This is a genomic window from Mesorhizobium shangrilense, assembly GCF_040537815.1.
Lineage (GTDB): Bacteria > Pseudomonadota > Alphaproteobacteria > Rhizobiales > Rhizobiaceae > Mesorhizobium > Mesorhizobium shangrilense.
The window spans coordinates 2,949,305-2,963,286 of record NZ_JBEWSZ010000001.1; the positions used below are offsets into that span (position 1 = coordinate 2,949,305).

General features: G+C 61.9%; 9 protein-coding genes. 4 read left to right on the forward strand and 5 right to left on the reverse strand.

Going from position 1 to position 13,982, the window contains the following annotated elements:
* Positions 1-9: 9 nt before the first annotated feature.
* The 3 genes from ABVQ20_RS14660 to ABVQ20_RS14670 all read right to left on the reverse strand — a co-directional run bounded on the left by ABVQ20_RS14660 (position 10) and on the right by ABVQ20_RS14670 (position 2,800).
* Entirely contained in the window at positions 10-1,569 is a 1,560-nt protein-coding gene (locus ABVQ20_RS14660) for an ABC transporter substrate-binding protein (RefSeq protein WP_354460230.1), read from the reverse strand.
* Positions 1,570-1,594: 25 nt separating this feature from the next.
* Positions 1,595-2,260, reverse strand: coding sequence for a GntR family transcriptional regulator (locus tag ABVQ20_RS14665; RefSeq protein WP_354460231.1), 666 nt, complete (start codon positions 2,258-2,260; stop codon positions 1,595-1,597).
* Positions 2,261-2,596: 336 nt separating this feature from the next.
* Positions 2,597-2,800: a heavy-metal-associated domain-containing protein gene (locus tag ABVQ20_RS14670; protein WP_354460232.1), complete on the reverse strand. Its 204-nt coding sequence runs from the start codon at positions 2,798-2,800 to the stop codon at positions 2,597-2,599.
* Positions 2,801-3,043: 243 nt separating this feature from the next.
* On the opposite strand from ABVQ20_RS14670, the gene ABVQ20_RS14675 reads away from it, so the two are divergent.
* The 3 genes from ABVQ20_RS14675 (at position 3,044) to cueR (ending at position 7,673) form a co-directional block, all read left to right on the forward strand.
* The gene (locus ABVQ20_RS14675; protein ID WP_354460233.1) at positions 3,044-5,623 is read left to right on the forward strand and encodes a heavy metal translocating P-type ATPase; all 2,580 of its coding nucleotides are present in this window, start codon (positions 3,044-3,046) and stop codon (positions 5,621-5,623) included.
* Between the two features lie 67 nt (positions 5,624-5,690).
* Positions 5,691-7,166, forward strand: a complete 1,476-nt coding sequence (locus ABVQ20_RS14680; protein WP_354460234.1) for a multicopper oxidase family protein — start codon at positions 5,691-5,693, stop codon at positions 7,164-7,166.
* A gap of 108 nt (positions 7,167-7,274) precedes the next feature.
* Positions 7,275-7,673 carry a Cu(I)-responsive transcriptional regulator gene (cueR, locus tag ABVQ20_RS14685; protein WP_354460235.1) on the forward strand — a complete coding sequence of 133 codons (399 nt, stop codon included), beginning with the start codon at positions 7,275-7,277 and terminating at the stop codon, positions 7,671-7,673.
* Positions 7,674-7,798: 125 nt separating this feature from the next.
* Here cueR and hydA read toward each other — a convergent pair whose 3' ends face one another.
* Positions 7,799-9,229, reverse strand: a complete 1,431-nt coding sequence (gene hydA / locus ABVQ20_RS14690) for a dihydropyrimidinase (RefSeq protein WP_354460236.1) — start codon at positions 9,227-9,229, stop codon at positions 7,799-7,801.
* A gap of 74 nt (positions 9,230-9,303) precedes the next feature.
* Positions 9,304-11,724 (reverse strand): GcvT family protein, encoded by a 2,421-nt coding sequence (locus ABVQ20_RS14695; RefSeq protein WP_354460237.1) that lies wholly within the window; start codon positions 11,722-11,724, stop codon positions 9,304-9,306.
* Positions 11,725-12,246: 522 nt separating this feature from the next.
* On the opposite strand from ABVQ20_RS14695, the gene ABVQ20_RS14700 reads away from it, so the two are divergent.
* Complete coding sequence (locus ABVQ20_RS14700; protein ID WP_354460238.1) at positions 12,247-13,920, forward strand: ABC transporter substrate-binding protein; 1,674 nt, start codon at positions 12,247-12,249, stop codon at positions 13,918-13,920.
* Positions 13,921-13,982: the final 62 nt, after the last annotated feature.

Genomic DNA, 13,982 nt, shown 5'->3' on the forward strand with positions numbered 1-13,982 from the left:
CCTACGGCGTCAGGCCGTAAGCCAGACACGCTCGGCGACACGGTCGCCCGACAGATCCGAGACGGCACTTGGCTCGAATCCTTGAACGCGAGACCTCTTGGCATCCAGGAAGTCGGCGAATACGGGAATTACGCTCGGCCCCTCATTGTTGAGGATCACCTGCATCTCGCCGTAGATTTCCTTGCGCTTGTCGAAATCCAATGCCGACTTCCCTTCCGCCAGAAGCTTGTCGAATTTCTCGTTTGACCAATAGGACTCGTTCCATGACGCGCCCGACTTGTAGATCAGCGAGAACGTCTGATCGATCGGGCGGGTCAGCCATACCGACATGCAGAATGGCTTCTTCATCCAGGTATCGGTCCAGTAGCCGTCCGCCGGCCGCCGCTGGACATTCAGGTTCACGCCGCCGGCGGACGCGCCGTTCTGGTAAATCGTGGCCATGTCGATCGCCTCCGGAAAAGCGGCGTCGGAAGTGTATAGATCGAGCGACAGGGCACCGAGGCCGGCTTGCTTCAGATAGAATTTCGACTTGTCCGGATCGAACTGATGCTGCGGCAGCTCGGCATTGTAGTAGGGGCTCAACGGAGAAATCGGCTGGTCGTTTCCGATGGTGCCCAAACCCTTGAATATGAGGTCCAGGACTTTCTCGCGATCAAACGCGTATTTCAGGGCCTGACGCACATTGTTGTCGGATGTGGGCTTGACGTTGTCGAGAGCGATGAACGTCCAGTGAATTCCGCCGGGGCTGCGTACGATTTCGATGTTGGGAATCGAAGCCATGAGACCGACAATCTTGCGGTCAACCCGGTTGATGATGTCCGCCGCACCACTTCTCAAAGCGGTGACGCGGGCCGTCGCATCGTTCATGACCGTGGTCTCGACCGCGTCGACATGCGCCCGGTCAGGCTTCCAGTAGTTTTCGTTGCGCTCCACGATCGACCGAATTCCCGGCTCGAAGACGCGCAGCTTGTAGCCACCGGTTCCGACGAGATTCTTGAAATCGGTGAAGCCGTCGGGGACGATCGTGGCGTGGTAGTCCGAGAATGCGTACATGAAGTCCGCGTTCGGCGCCTCCAGTTCGATTGTCAGCTGGTTCTTGCCATCGGCTTTCACGTCCTTGATGGCGTTGAAAATGGCCTTGGCGCCTGAAGAGGTTTCCCCCCGATGCAGGTTGATCGAATAGATCACGTCAGCGGCTTCGAGCGTCTTGCCATTGTGAAATTGCACATCCTTGCGCAAATCGATGGTCCAGGACTGAGCGCCTTTCGTCTCCCAGCTCTCGGCAAGCTCGGAGACGAGCTTGTTGTCCGGCGTTATCTCGACCAGCTGGTTGCAGATGGAGACACCGACGTTTCGAGCCACCGTTTCGGTATATGTCCGGGGATCCAGCGAGTCGCCGGAACTTCCGCCCGCCAGCGCCATGCGCAACGTGCCGCCTTTTTTCGGCGCTTCGGCGCGCGCGCTTCCAAGCCCGGCACCGGCAAGGGTCGCGGCAAGTCCAAGCTTGGCCGCGCCCGACAGGATTTCACGTCGCGTTGGTGACCAACGCAAATCGGACGGTAGTTTCATCACATTCCCCTTTGTTGATTGTTTGTCAGGCTGACCGACGGCGCAGCTCGGCAAAGTCGCGCAGATCGTCCGCAAGACTGCTTTCGCCGTGCTTGCGAATTGCTTTTTCGGCAGCGTCCGGATCGCCCAACAAAATGGCTTCGACGATCGGGCGGTGCCAGCTGGTGAGGTCTATTCGACTTGGCCAATGATTTTCCGACCAGCGATAGAGCCATTCGAATTTGTTGGAGAGGCCGAAATATTGCCGGGACAGACTGGCATGTCCCGCAAGGTCCACAATTGTTCTGTGAAAACCGAGATCCGCGTCCACGCGCTCGCCACGGTCTTCGCTCTGCTCCGCCTTCTCAAGGCGAACGAACGCCGCCTTCAACTTGCTCTCGGTTTCCCTGTTGTTGCCAATGGCGGCCAGGCGAGCCGCCAGGCCTTCAAGGGCGCCACGAAGCGTATAGGTCTCCCACAGCTCCTTCTCGGATATGTCTCGAACCGACCATCCCGAATAGGGCTGCTTCACGATCAGGTCTTCAGCCTCCAGGGCGGAGAGCGCCGCGCGCACTGTGCCACGACCAGTGCCGAGCTGCTCCGACAGGTCAATCTCGGTGAGGCGCGCGCCGGGCAACATCCGCCCGTGCACAATCTCCAGGCGAAGCTGAGCTGCGGCTCTGTCCACAAAACTGAGTTTGTCGATCTTCATGTTTGTCTCCATGCCGAAGCATTTAGCAGGCTTGGCGATTGTCGACAATCGAGAATCGCCAAGCGCCAAGCATGCTTGCCACATTCTCTGGCGGAGGCCGACAAAGGGGAAACAGCGCATTTCAAGGAGGATTACGTCGGGGGTTCAAAAACCGCATGCACTGGTCAGCGGTGTCGTCGAAGACGTCACGCATTCTGGCGGCGACGTCGTTAAATGACTGGAAAGTCGAGGATATTTCTCTTCACTTGGCCGTGGCCGTCGGCGTGCCCCAGCCACCGCCTAGGTCCCGGTCGCTCCGGGGCGGAGATAAAGCTCCGCCCCCGAAACAGGCCGCTCCTACGCGGCGCTGACCGTGGCGGGATAGCCCGCCACGTCAAGTGCCTGCGTGAAAGCGGCATCGTCGGAGCTGGCTTGGATGGTTACGGTCTGGGTCGTGAGATCGACACCGACCTCGGCGCCCGCGTCGACGCTCTGGATCGCTTTCGTGACGACCCCGGCGCAGTGGCCGCAGGTCATGTCAGGCACGTTCAATTTCAACATTGGTTTCTCCTGTCTCGTCATCGGCACAAGCGCCGTTTCCTGAATCTGCGCGTTCCCGTCAGTGGAAGGTCAAGCGGCTTGCCGCCCTCGCAATTTTCAAACCTCTCGCCAGTCCAAACGAGAAAACATGCTTTAAAAGCAGCAGCTTGGTGGCGATTGGAAAATCTTCTCCAACCCTGTTGACCTTCCCGTGACTGGAAGCCTTAGCCTCCGGTCATCAAATTGGAACACAGGATCGGAACGATGAACGCGATGCCCAAAATAGCTGCAGCAGCAGCCAGACAAAACTTCCCGATCGAGGGCATGACCTGCGCATCCTGCGTGCGCCGTGTCGAAGTTGCTATCGCCAAGGTGCCGGGCGTTACGGCGGCTTCCGTCAACCTCGCCACCGAGAGCGCCGACGTCAGCTTCGGCGGCGCTATCGATTCCGACGGGATCATCGCCGCGATCCGCGGCGCCGGCTACGACGTGCCTGTCGAGAAAATTGAAATCGACATCGAGGGCATGACCTGCGCCTCCTGTGTGAACCGCGTCGAAAAGGCGATTGCCGCGGTTCCAGGGGTAAAATCCGCCTCGGTCAATCTCGCCACCGAACGCGCGACCGTCCAACTGCTCGCAGGCTCCACACCACGCGCGGCGATCGACGCCGCCATCCGCAAGGCCGGCTATGAGCCTCGTCGCGCGGAAGCAACGGCGACGTCGGCGGGAACCGACAGTCGCGAGGATGCCCGCAACCGCGAGTTCTCCAACCTCAAGCGCGACTTTGGGATCGCCGTCGTGCTGACGTTGCCGATCTTCGTGCTGGAAATGGGCTCCCACATCTTCCCGCCGCTGCATCATTGGCTGATGATGAATGTCGGTGATCAGCCGCGCTACGTCGCCTTCTTCATCCTGGCGACGATCGTCCAGTTTGGCCCCGGAATGCGCTTCTACAAGAAGGGCCTGCCGGCGCTGCTACGCCTTGCCCCGGACATGAACTCGCTGGTGGTGCTGGGTTCGACCGCCGCCTGGGCCTATTCGGTGGTCGTCACATTTGCATCCGGCGTGCTGCCGGCCGGCACCGCCAACGTCTATTTCGAGGCCTCAGCGGTCATCATCACCCTGATCTTGCTCGGCCGCGTGCTTGAAGCCAAGGCCAAGGGCCGCACCAGCCAAGCGATCAAGCGGCTGATGGGCCTGCAGGCGAAATCGGCACGCGTGGAACGTAATGGCGAGTTCGTCGACGTCGCCCTTGAAGATGTCGCCGCTGGCGACGTCATCCAGGTGCGCCCAGGCGACAAGGTGCCAGTCGACGGCGTCGTGTTGTCGGGTTCGTCGTTCGTGGACGAGTCGATGATCTCCGGCGAGCCTATCCCGGCCAGCAAGGGAGAAGGTGCGGAGGTCGTTGGCGGCACGATCAACAAGACCGGCAGCTTCAAATACCGCGCCACCAAGGTCGGCGCCGACACGCTGCTGGCCCAGATCATCCGCATGGTCGAAACCGCTCAGGGCTCGAAGCTGCCGATCCAGGCGCTGGTCGACAAGGTCACCTCCTGGTTCGTGCCTGCCGTGATGGCCGCCGCCGCGCTGACCTTTGCCGTCTGGCTGTTCTTCGGCCCGGAACCGGCCGTCAGCTTCGCGCTGGTCAATGCCGTTGCGGTGCTGATCATCGCCTGCCCGTGCGCCATGGGTCTCGCCACCCCGACCTCGATCATGGTCGGCACGGGCCGCGCGGCCGAACTCGGCGTGCTGTTTCGCAATGGTGAGGCGCTGCAATCCCTGAAGTCAACTGATGTCGTGGCCCTCGACAAGACCGGTACGCTCACGGCCGGCAAGCCGGTGATGACTGATCTCGAAGTCACCAGCGGTTTCGAGCGTGCGAAGGTCCTGGAACTCGTTGCTTCGGTTGAAGCTCAGTCCGAACACCCGGTTGCCGCCGCCATCGTGGCCGCCGCCAAGGACGAAGGCTATTCATTGGGTGAGGTCAGCGCTTTCGAAGCCGTGCCCGGCTTCGGTGTCAGCGCGAAGGTCGGTCAGCACCAGATTGCTGTCGGCGCCGACCGTTATATGGCCAGGCTCGGCATTGCGGTGGACACCTTCGCCGACACCGCAAGCCGCATGGGCAGGCAGGCCAAGACGCCGCTCTATGCGGCTGTCGACGGCAGGCTCGCCGCCGTGATCGCGGTTTCCGATCCGATCAAGCGTTCGACGCCGCAAGCCATTCGCGCCCTGCAGGCCATGGGTCTGAAGGTCGCGATGATCACCGGCGACAATCGCCGCACCGCGGAAGCGATCGCGGCCCAGCTCGGCATTGACGAGGTCGTCGCCGAAGTGCTGCCCGACGGCAAGGTCGAGGCGATCAAGCGCCTGCGGGCCGGCGGCCGCGTTGTAACCTTCGTCGGCGACGGCATCAACGATGCGCCGGCCCTGGCCGAGGCTGACGTCGGCATGGCGATAGGCACCGGCACGGACGTTGCCATCGAAAGCGCCGACGTGGTGTTGATGTCGGGCGACCTGCTCGGCGTGACCAATGCGATCGCGCTGTCGAAGGCGACCATCAGCAACATCCGCCAGAACCTGTTCTGGGCGTTTGCCTACAACGCCAGCCTGATCCCGGTGGCCGCCGGCGTCCTCTATCCCGTCAGCGGCACCCTGCTTTCGCCGATGCTGGCGGCCGGAGCGATGGCACTGTCGAGCGTGTTCGTGCTCGGCAACGCGATGCGGCTGAAGCATTTCCAGGCTCCAGTACGGGCGACGGGCACCGCCGGCACCGCAGCACTGGCACCCGGCCGCGTAACGTCCACGGCCCGCCCCTCGGAAGAAGACATCCAGGCCTTAGCCTAATCACCGAAATGGAACCCCAATCATGCTTCGTAGAGACTTCTTGAAACTGTCAGCAACAGGCGCTCTGATGACGACTGCCCCATCCCTCTCCACTGCACCCGCCAGGGCCCAAGGCTCTGCCCCAAGGATCATCACAGCGGCCAAGCGCGTCATCGAAGTAAAGGGCAAGGCAGCCAACGTCCTTGGGCTGACGCAGCCAGGCGGAAGCCATGGGCTGGTGATGAATGCCGGTGAGAACTTCCGGGTCCGGCTTGAAAACCGCATCGGCGAGCCGACCGCGATTCACTGGCATGGGCTCACCCCGCCCTGGCAGCAGGATGGTGTGGCCGGCATCTCGCAGGAGCCGATCCCGGACGGCGGAGGTCACGACTACGACTTTCCGGTCGCTCGTCCCGGCACATTCTGGATGCACTCGCACATGGGATTGCAGGAGCAGCATCTGCTTGCCGCACCTCTGATCGTCCTCGATCCGGCGGAGGCTTCGAAGGATGTCCAGGAGGTCGTGGTGCTGTTCCATGATTTCACCTTCCGCGACCCGGCCGAGATCCTCGCCGAGCTCAAGGCCGGTGGTCACGACATGGCGGCGATGCAGAAGCCACCGGCGGCGTCCGCACATGAAGGGCACACCATGCCGGGCATGGCGACGGGCGCCGCGATGGACCATGGTGCGATGGGACACAGCACGAAAAGCCAGGGTTCGATGGATCATGGCGGCATGTGGATGGGTGGCATGTCCCATCTGCAGGACGTGCAATACGATGCGCTTCTCGCCAACGATCGAACTCTCGATGATCCCGAGGTGTTCACCGTCGAGCCGGGCGGGCGTGTGCGTCTTCGCCTGATCAATGGCGCCGCCAGCACCAATATGTGGATCGATCTCGGTCAGCTGTCGGGACAATTGATCTCCGTCGACGGCATGCCGGTGCAGCCGGTCGTCGGCTCGCACTTCGAGTTCGCGGTAGCGCAGCGGCTCGACATTCTGCTCGAACTGCCCAGGCAAGCCATGGCATGGCCCATCTTCGCCGTGCAGGAAGGCGGCCGTATGCGCACCGGCGTTGTGCTCGCCTCCAAGGGTTCTTCGGTCGGCAAGCTCGCCGAAACTGCCGACGCGGATTTTCCGGCTGTCGGCGCCGAACTGGAGCAGAAATTGCGAGCGGCGAGGCCACTCGTGGAAAGGGCGGCAACACGCAAGCACACAATGATGCTGGGTGAAGGTGCCGGCTATGTCTGGACCCTGGATGGGGCGGTGCACGGCTCGGACAAGCCACTTGCCGTGCGAGCTGGCGACCGCTTCGAGCTGACCTTAATGAACCACACCAGCATGTCGCATCCCATGCACCTGCATGGGCACCATTTCCAGGTGGTCGCGGTGAACGGAAGGCGGTTCGCCGGTGCGGTGCGCGACACGGTTCTCGTTCCGGCCAATATGGGACAGGTCACGATCGCCTTCGATGCCGACAATCCCGGCAAATGGGCGCTGCACTGCCACCATCTCTATCACATGGTCGGCGGCATGATGACGTCGATGGCCTACGAAGCCTGACCGAGCGCAGGGGAGTCATAATTATGGCTCCCCTGACGAACAATGGCACTAGAGCTTCCAGTGACTGGAAGCTCTATATAATGTCCAACTCATTCCAGGGAGAGCCAAATGAATATTGGCACTGCATCAGAAAAATCGGGACTTCCGGCCAAGACCATTCGTTACTACGAGGATATCGGCCTGCTGACGGCTGACCGCGCGAGCAACGGCTATCGCGACTATTCGACAGCCGACGTGCATCGCATGCGCTTCATCCAACGCTCGCGCCGGCTCGGCTTTTCGGTCGAGGAATGCCGACAACTGCTTTCGCTCTACAACGACAAGGAGCGCGAGAGCGCCGATGTAAAGGCGCTGGCCAAGACGAAGCTCGCCGAGATCGACCGCAAGCTGGTGGAGCTCACGGAGTTGCGCGACACGCTTCGCCATCTCGTCCGCAGTTGCCAAGGCGATAGCCGTCCCGACTGCCCGATCATCGAGGGATTGTCGAGCTCCCAACGCAAGCAGTGATTGATATCCGGCATGAGGAAGGCGTCGTGCGAGGCGCGCCATCGTGAGACCTCGCGGTCTTGGGCAGATCCAGGCAACCGGCACTACGGCTTGGCTGGGCGAGCCTGCCAGCCGAGACGCAATGGTCAGGCATCGAGCCATGGCGTGGTATCCTCGACCGGGACCCTGGCAAGCTTTGGATCGGACGGTCGCCGTGCCACGAACTGCCCGTGCCCCGCGCCAGTGCTGAGGACGTTATCGGTGACCACCGGCACGCCTCGGACAAGCACGGTCACCGGCTTTCCAACTATTCTTCTGCCCTCATATGGAGTGAAGTCGACGCGGGAATGGAGCACAGCGTGACCAAGTTCCCAGGTTCGAGCAGGATCCCATAGCACAAGGTCGGCATCGAGCCCGACGGCGATACGGCCCTTGCGGTGATCAAGGCCATAAATCGCGGCAGCGTTGCGCGAGGTGAGGTCGAGATAACGCGCGAGCGTCAGGTGTCCGGCAAGCAATCCTTCCGAAAACAGCAACGGCAACCTAGTCTCGATTCCTGGAATGCCGCTCAGCGTGGTGTTGAACGCGGGCGTGTCGGATTTCCCCAGTTTGTCGGCGAAGAAATATGGCGAATGGTCCGACGACCAAAGGTCGATGCCGCCATTCGCGAGGGCCTGCCACAGATGATGCTGGCTGCGAGGGGAACGGGGTGGTGGCGAGAACACAAAACGGGCGGCATCCCGTGGCGGCCTGTCAAGATCCGACGCGCCGAGAAAGACGTATTGCGGACAGGTCTCGGCGGCGACTTCGACGCCACGCAGGCGCGCCCGCGCGACCTCCTCGGCGGACTGGATCGAGGAGACATGCACGATCGTCATGCGCGTTCCCGTCATTTCCGCCAGGGCAAGTGCCCGATGCGTCGCTTCCCGCTCCATGATCTCGCTGTGCGCGACCGCGTGGTAGCGCATCTCGGTGCGCCCGAGGTCAATCAGCTTCTGCCGTGTCCGCCGGATCGCCGCGTCGTTCTCGGCATGCACCATGACGACCCAGCCCAGCCCGCGCGCGGCATCAAGCACGGTGAGGAACAGGTCGTCGTCCACGGCGAACCCGTCATAAGTCATGAACAGCTTCACCGACGCGATGCCTCGTCCGGCCAATTGCTGAAGTTGCCCGTCGACGTCCGCGCCGGTGCCAGCGGTGACCACGCCATGCAGGCTGTAGTCGACGACCGATCTTCCCGCCGCACGGGCCATCGCCCGGTCCATTGCGCCGATTGTCGTCATGCCGGGGCCCGGCATGCCAAACGGAACGATGCAGGTCGTTCCGCCAAACGCCGCCGAGACAGAGCCGGATTCGAAATCGTCGGCGTTTCCCGCACCACCCCAGACGGGCTGATCGAGATGGCAGTGTGCATCGATGCCGCCTGGCATCACCCATCTGCCGCGTGCGTCGATCGTCTTCGCGCCTTGCAAACCGCTGCCAGTCGCGGCAATGCGGCCGTCGGTGATGCCGATGTCGCATTCGGCCCAGATGTCGTCGAGCGCCACCCGTCCGCCCCGAACAACAAGATCATACATGCCGGACCTCATCGGATATCGATCCTCGATTGCCCCCAAGTGGGTGCATATGCCAGCCGCCAGCGAGCGTTGACCTACGCCCTCAGCCGCGTCCCGTCCGGATCGAAAGGCGGGCGGTCCAGCAGGACAGCGCTATGTGGCTGTCCAAGGATCGCCACCGTGACGGCGTCACCCGACTTCGCCATGCCAGCTTTCACATAGCCAAGCGCCAGGGACATGCCCACCGAATATCCGTAGGCGCCAGACGTCACTTGTCCCACCGGCGTGCCGTCGGGCAGGAAGATCGGCTCGCCGCCGGTTGCATCGGCGCTGTTCGCCTCGATCGAGATCATGATGAGTTCGTCGCGCGACGGCTTGCCGGCGATCTCGATATAGGCGTCGCGATTCAGGAAATCGCCCTTGTCGAGCTTGATCAGGCGATCGAATTTGACTTCTTGCGGCCAGTACTCCGGCGAATATTCGCGACCCCAGCTGCCATAGCCTTTTTCCACCCTGAGCGACATGAGCGCGCGCGAGCCGACCGGACCGCCGCCTTCCTGACGGGCCGCGTCAAGCAGCGCCGTGTAGAGCGCGACCTGATCCTTCTCGTCGCAGTAAAGCTCCCAGCCGAGATCACCTGTGAAGGACACGCGCAGTGCAACGACCTCCATGCCCGCGACCGTGATGCGGCGTGACGCCATGAACGGGAAGGATGGCGTCGTCAGGTCGGCGTTCGTCAGCCGTTGCAAGACCGCCCGTGAGCTTGGTCCGGCAACGTTGAAACCGCACAGCTCATTCGTCACCGAGCGGAATGTGGTGCCCTCCGGCAGAGGCACCATGTTGAAGAAACGCTGATGGTAGCGTTCCGCCATGCCCGAGCCAAACACTCGGAATTCGTCCTGGCCGAGCCGTGTCACGGTAAAATCGCCGGCAATGCCGCCGCGCTTGCCGATCAACGGGGTCAGGCACGATCTGCCAATCGAGGCAGGGATCTTGTTTGCGAACAGCGCGTTCAGCCACGCCTCGGCGCCAGGCCCTTTGACCTCGTATTTCGCAAAATTCGAAATGTCGATGATCCCGACCTTGTCACGCAGCATGCGTGCTTCGCGGCCAACAGGCGCCCACCAGTTCTGCCGGGTAAAGCCTATGGTCTCCTCGCGCGGCTCGCCGTCGGCCGAAAACCACAGCGGATGCTCCCAGCCGAAATTGAGGCCGAACACGCCACCCATTTCCTTTTGCATGGAATAGGCCGGGCGGGTACGCACCGGCCGCCCGGCGGCGCGCTCCTCATTGGGAAAATGGATCTTGAAGCGGTGGCTGTACTGGTCCTGCACGCGTGCCTTGGTGAAGGCCTTGCCGGCCCAAGGCCCGAAGCGCGCCAGATCCCAGGCGAACATATCGAGTGTCGGTTCGCCCTCGATCATCCATTCGGCAGCAAGGCGACCGAGGCCGCCCGATTGCGAGAACCCGGGGATGATGCCGGCACAGCAGAAGTAGTTGCGCAGTTCCGGAACAGGGCCGAACAGCGCCGCGCTGTCCGGCGACCATATCATCGGGCCATTGATGACCTTCTTGACGCCCGCCAGGCCGACCGCCGGCACACGAGCGATGGCACGCAACATGTTCTCCTCTATGCGCTCGAGGTCGTCAGGGAACAGCTCGTGGCCAAAATCCTGCGGCGTGCCATCCTCGGCCCAGAACTTCATGGCCCGCTCATAAGCGCCGATCAGCAGGCCAAGACCCTCCTGGCGCAGATAGTATTCGCCGTCGCGATCGGCGACCGACGGCAGTCGCCGGCCCATGGCCGCGATCTCCGGGATGGTCTCGGTGACAAAATACTGGTGCTCCGTCGGGATGAGCGGAAGCTGAAGCCCTGCCATGGCGCCAACCTCGCGCGCCCACAGGCCGGCGGCATTGACGACCCATTGGGCGTGTACATCGCCTTTCGTCGTGCGCACGGTCCAGCTGCCGTCCGGCCGCTGCTCGGTGCCGGTCACCGCGGTGAACCGGTGGATTTCCGCGCCGCGCTGACGAGCGCCGGCAGCGTAGGCGGCGGTTACGCCGGACGGATCGACGTTGCCGCCTTCCGGCTCGTACATGATGCAGCGTATGCCGTCGAAATCGACCAGCGGATGCAGCCTCTCGGCCTCGGCGCGATCGACTTCATAGAAATTCATCTTGTAGCGCCGAGCCTTTGCCTCCTGCAATCTCAGCTGATGCTCGCGCGCTTCGGTCTGGGCCAGATAGAGGGAGCCCGGCTGGAAGATTCCGCAGCCCTGGCCGGTTTCGTTCTCCAACTCCTTGTAGAGCGCCATCGTGTAGTGCTGCAGACGGCTGATGTTGGTCGAGTCATGCAGGCCGTGGATGTTGGCCGCCGCGTGCCAGGTGGAGCCGGACGTCAGTTCGTCCCGCTCAAACAAAACGACATCAGTCCAGCCATGTTTCGCGAGGTGGTAAAGGATCGAACATCCGATCAGGCCGCCGCCGATCACTACAGCCTGTGCATGCGTTCGCATTTCGAGTTTGTCCTCTTGGCAGGCAGCCAGGTTTCATTTTCCGAGAGGGGTCGGATGCGCAGCCTACCGAGCGCGTGGGCCTTAATAGTATCCGGGCCCATGACCCCGCTTTTCGAGTGCGGGCAATCTAGGTAGCCGCCCAACAGCATGTAAAGCCTAAGCTTGAGGCTAAATGCCGTTTTTACAGGCATGGAAGGCCAAAAAAAACGAAGTCATAGCCACATCAATCTTCGTTTGTGAGCTCACAAACGAAGTGTAGCCTTTCGGTGGGGAAAACGAGCAGCCGCGTGTCAGCGGCGCCGCCAATGGGAGCCTCCGAAATGAACGCGAGTTCCGTGCCAAGAGACGGAGACTTTTCGTTTCCGACAGCACGCATCGCATCACTCAAGCGACCAGGAAGCCTTGTTGCACGTCCCCGCACGAGCGGGCGGCATACTCGTATCCGCACAACAACTCGACGTCATGTAGCCGACAACACGGCTTACCCAACAAGCGCAATGCGACAACTCGGAGGTCAAGACCTTGGATAAGAAATCGCATCCCTACATCCCGACACTTCTCGGCCAGTTGAACGAGGGCGCCATCAGCCGCAGGGACTTCCTGCGCAGGTCGACGCTGCTTGGTCTGTCGGCCACCGCCGCCTATGCGATGGCCGGCATGGTCGATCCGTCGACGTCAGCCAAAGCTGAAAACCTGCCCAAGGGCGGCAATCTGCGCATTGGCATGCGCTGCATGGAAATCAAGGACCCGCATCTCGCCGATTTCGCCGAGAAGTCGAACGTTGTCCGTCAAGTCTGCGAATACCTGACCATCACCGACCGAAACAACATCACGCATCCCTATCTTTTGGAAAAATGGGACGTGAGCGATGACCTGAAGACCTGGACCCTGCATATCCGCAAGGACGTGAAGTGGCGCAAGGGCCGCCCGCTTACCGCCGATGACGTCGTCTGGAATCTCAAGCGGGTCTGCGATCCCAAAGTCGGCTCCTCCATGCTCGGCCTGTTCACCGGCTATCTGGTCGAGGAATTCGCAACCGGCGAGAAGGACGACAAGGGCAATCCCAAGAAGTCGAGCCGGCTCTGGTCGGAGAAAGCCATCGAGAAGGTCGACGACCATACGGTTCGGCTGAACACGTCTTCTCCGCAGATCGCGGTGGCGGAGCATCTTTTCCACTATCCGATGTTCATACTCGACCCGGAGGAAAACGGCTCCTTCGGCGCTGGCGCCAACGGCACCGGCCCGTTCGAGATCGTCGAATACACGGTGGGCAAGGGCGCGAAATACAAAGCGCGCACCGACTATTGGGGGGACGGACCTTATGTCGACACCTTCGAGTTCGTCGACCTTGGCGACAGCCCGGGCGCAGGCATCGCGGCAATGGCCTCCAAGCAGGTCGATGGCCTTTCGGAGGCCGACGCGGTTCAGATCAACTCGATGAAAGCCTTTCCGCATGTCGCGGTCTACAAGGTCGAAACGACCCAGACGATCGTGGCGCGCATGCATCCCGACGTCGACCAGTTCAAGGACAAGCGTGTGCGTCAGGCGATGCGCCACGCCATCGACCGCGACAAGGTGATCCAGACCGTATTGCTCGGGGCCGGCACACCCGCCGAGGATCATCACGTCGCGCCATCGCATCCGGAATATGCGGCGCTGCCGAAATACGGCCGGGACATCGACAAGGCGAAGAAGCTTCTGGCGGATGCCGGTTTCCCGGACGGCTTCGAATACGACATGGTCACCCGCCCCGATCCGATCTGGGAGCTCAACACCGCCCAGGCGCTGGCCGAGCAATTCAAGGACATCGGCATCAAGGTCAACATCAAGTCGCTGCCGAGCGCCCAGTATTGGGAAGTGTGGACGGACGCGCCTTTCAGCCTCACCGCCTGGGGTCACCGTCCGCTGGCCATCATGACGCTTGGCCTTGCGTACCGCTCGAACGCGGCGTGGAATGAATCGCACTTCTCCAACGCCGAATTCGACACGCTGCTCACCCAGGCCGAGGGAATTCTCGATCCAAAGGAGCGCAGCAAGGTGATGGCCAAGATCGAGTCCATCATGCAGGACGAAGGGCCGATCGTGCAGCCTTTCTGGCGCATCTTCTCCACGGTGATGGACAAGAAGGTGAAGGGCTTCGACCTGCATCCCTCGCAGTACATCTTTGCCCACAACTACGCTGTTGCGACGGCCTGACATCTTCCACCCCAGCCCGGCCGGCATGAGGCGGCCGGGCTCGAATCCTTGGTCAAGCAAAG

Coding starts and splice junctions, on each gene's coding strand:
- ABVQ20_RS14660 (WP_354460230.1), bottom strand. CDS start 1,569: ATGAAACTACCGTCCGATTTGCGTTGGTCACCAACGCGACGTGAAATC.
- ABVQ20_RS14665 (WP_354460231.1), bottom strand. CDS start 2,260: ATGAAGATCGACAAACTCAGTTTTGTGGACAGAGCCGCAGCTCAGCTT.
- ABVQ20_RS14670 (WP_354460232.1), bottom strand. CDS start 2,800: ATGTTGAAATTGAACGTGCCTGACATGACCTGCGGCCACTGCGCCGGG.
- ABVQ20_RS14675 (WP_354460233.1), top strand. CDS start 3,044: ATGAACGCGATGCCCAAAATAGCTGCAGCAGCAGCCAGACAAAACTTC.
- ABVQ20_RS14680 (WP_354460234.1), top strand. CDS start 5,691: ATGACGACTGCCCCATCCCTCTCCACTGCACCCGCCAGGGCCCAAGGC.
- cueR (WP_354460235.1), top strand. CDS start 7,275: ATGAATATTGGCACTGCATCAGAAAAATCGGGACTTCCGGCCAAGACC.
- hydA (WP_354460236.1), bottom strand. CDS start 9,229: ATGTATGATCTTGTTGTTCGGGGCGGACGGGTGGCGCTCGACGACATC.
- ABVQ20_RS14695 (WP_354460237.1), bottom strand. CDS start 11,724: ATGCGAACGCATGCACAGGCTGTAGTGATCGGCGGCGGCCTGATCGGA.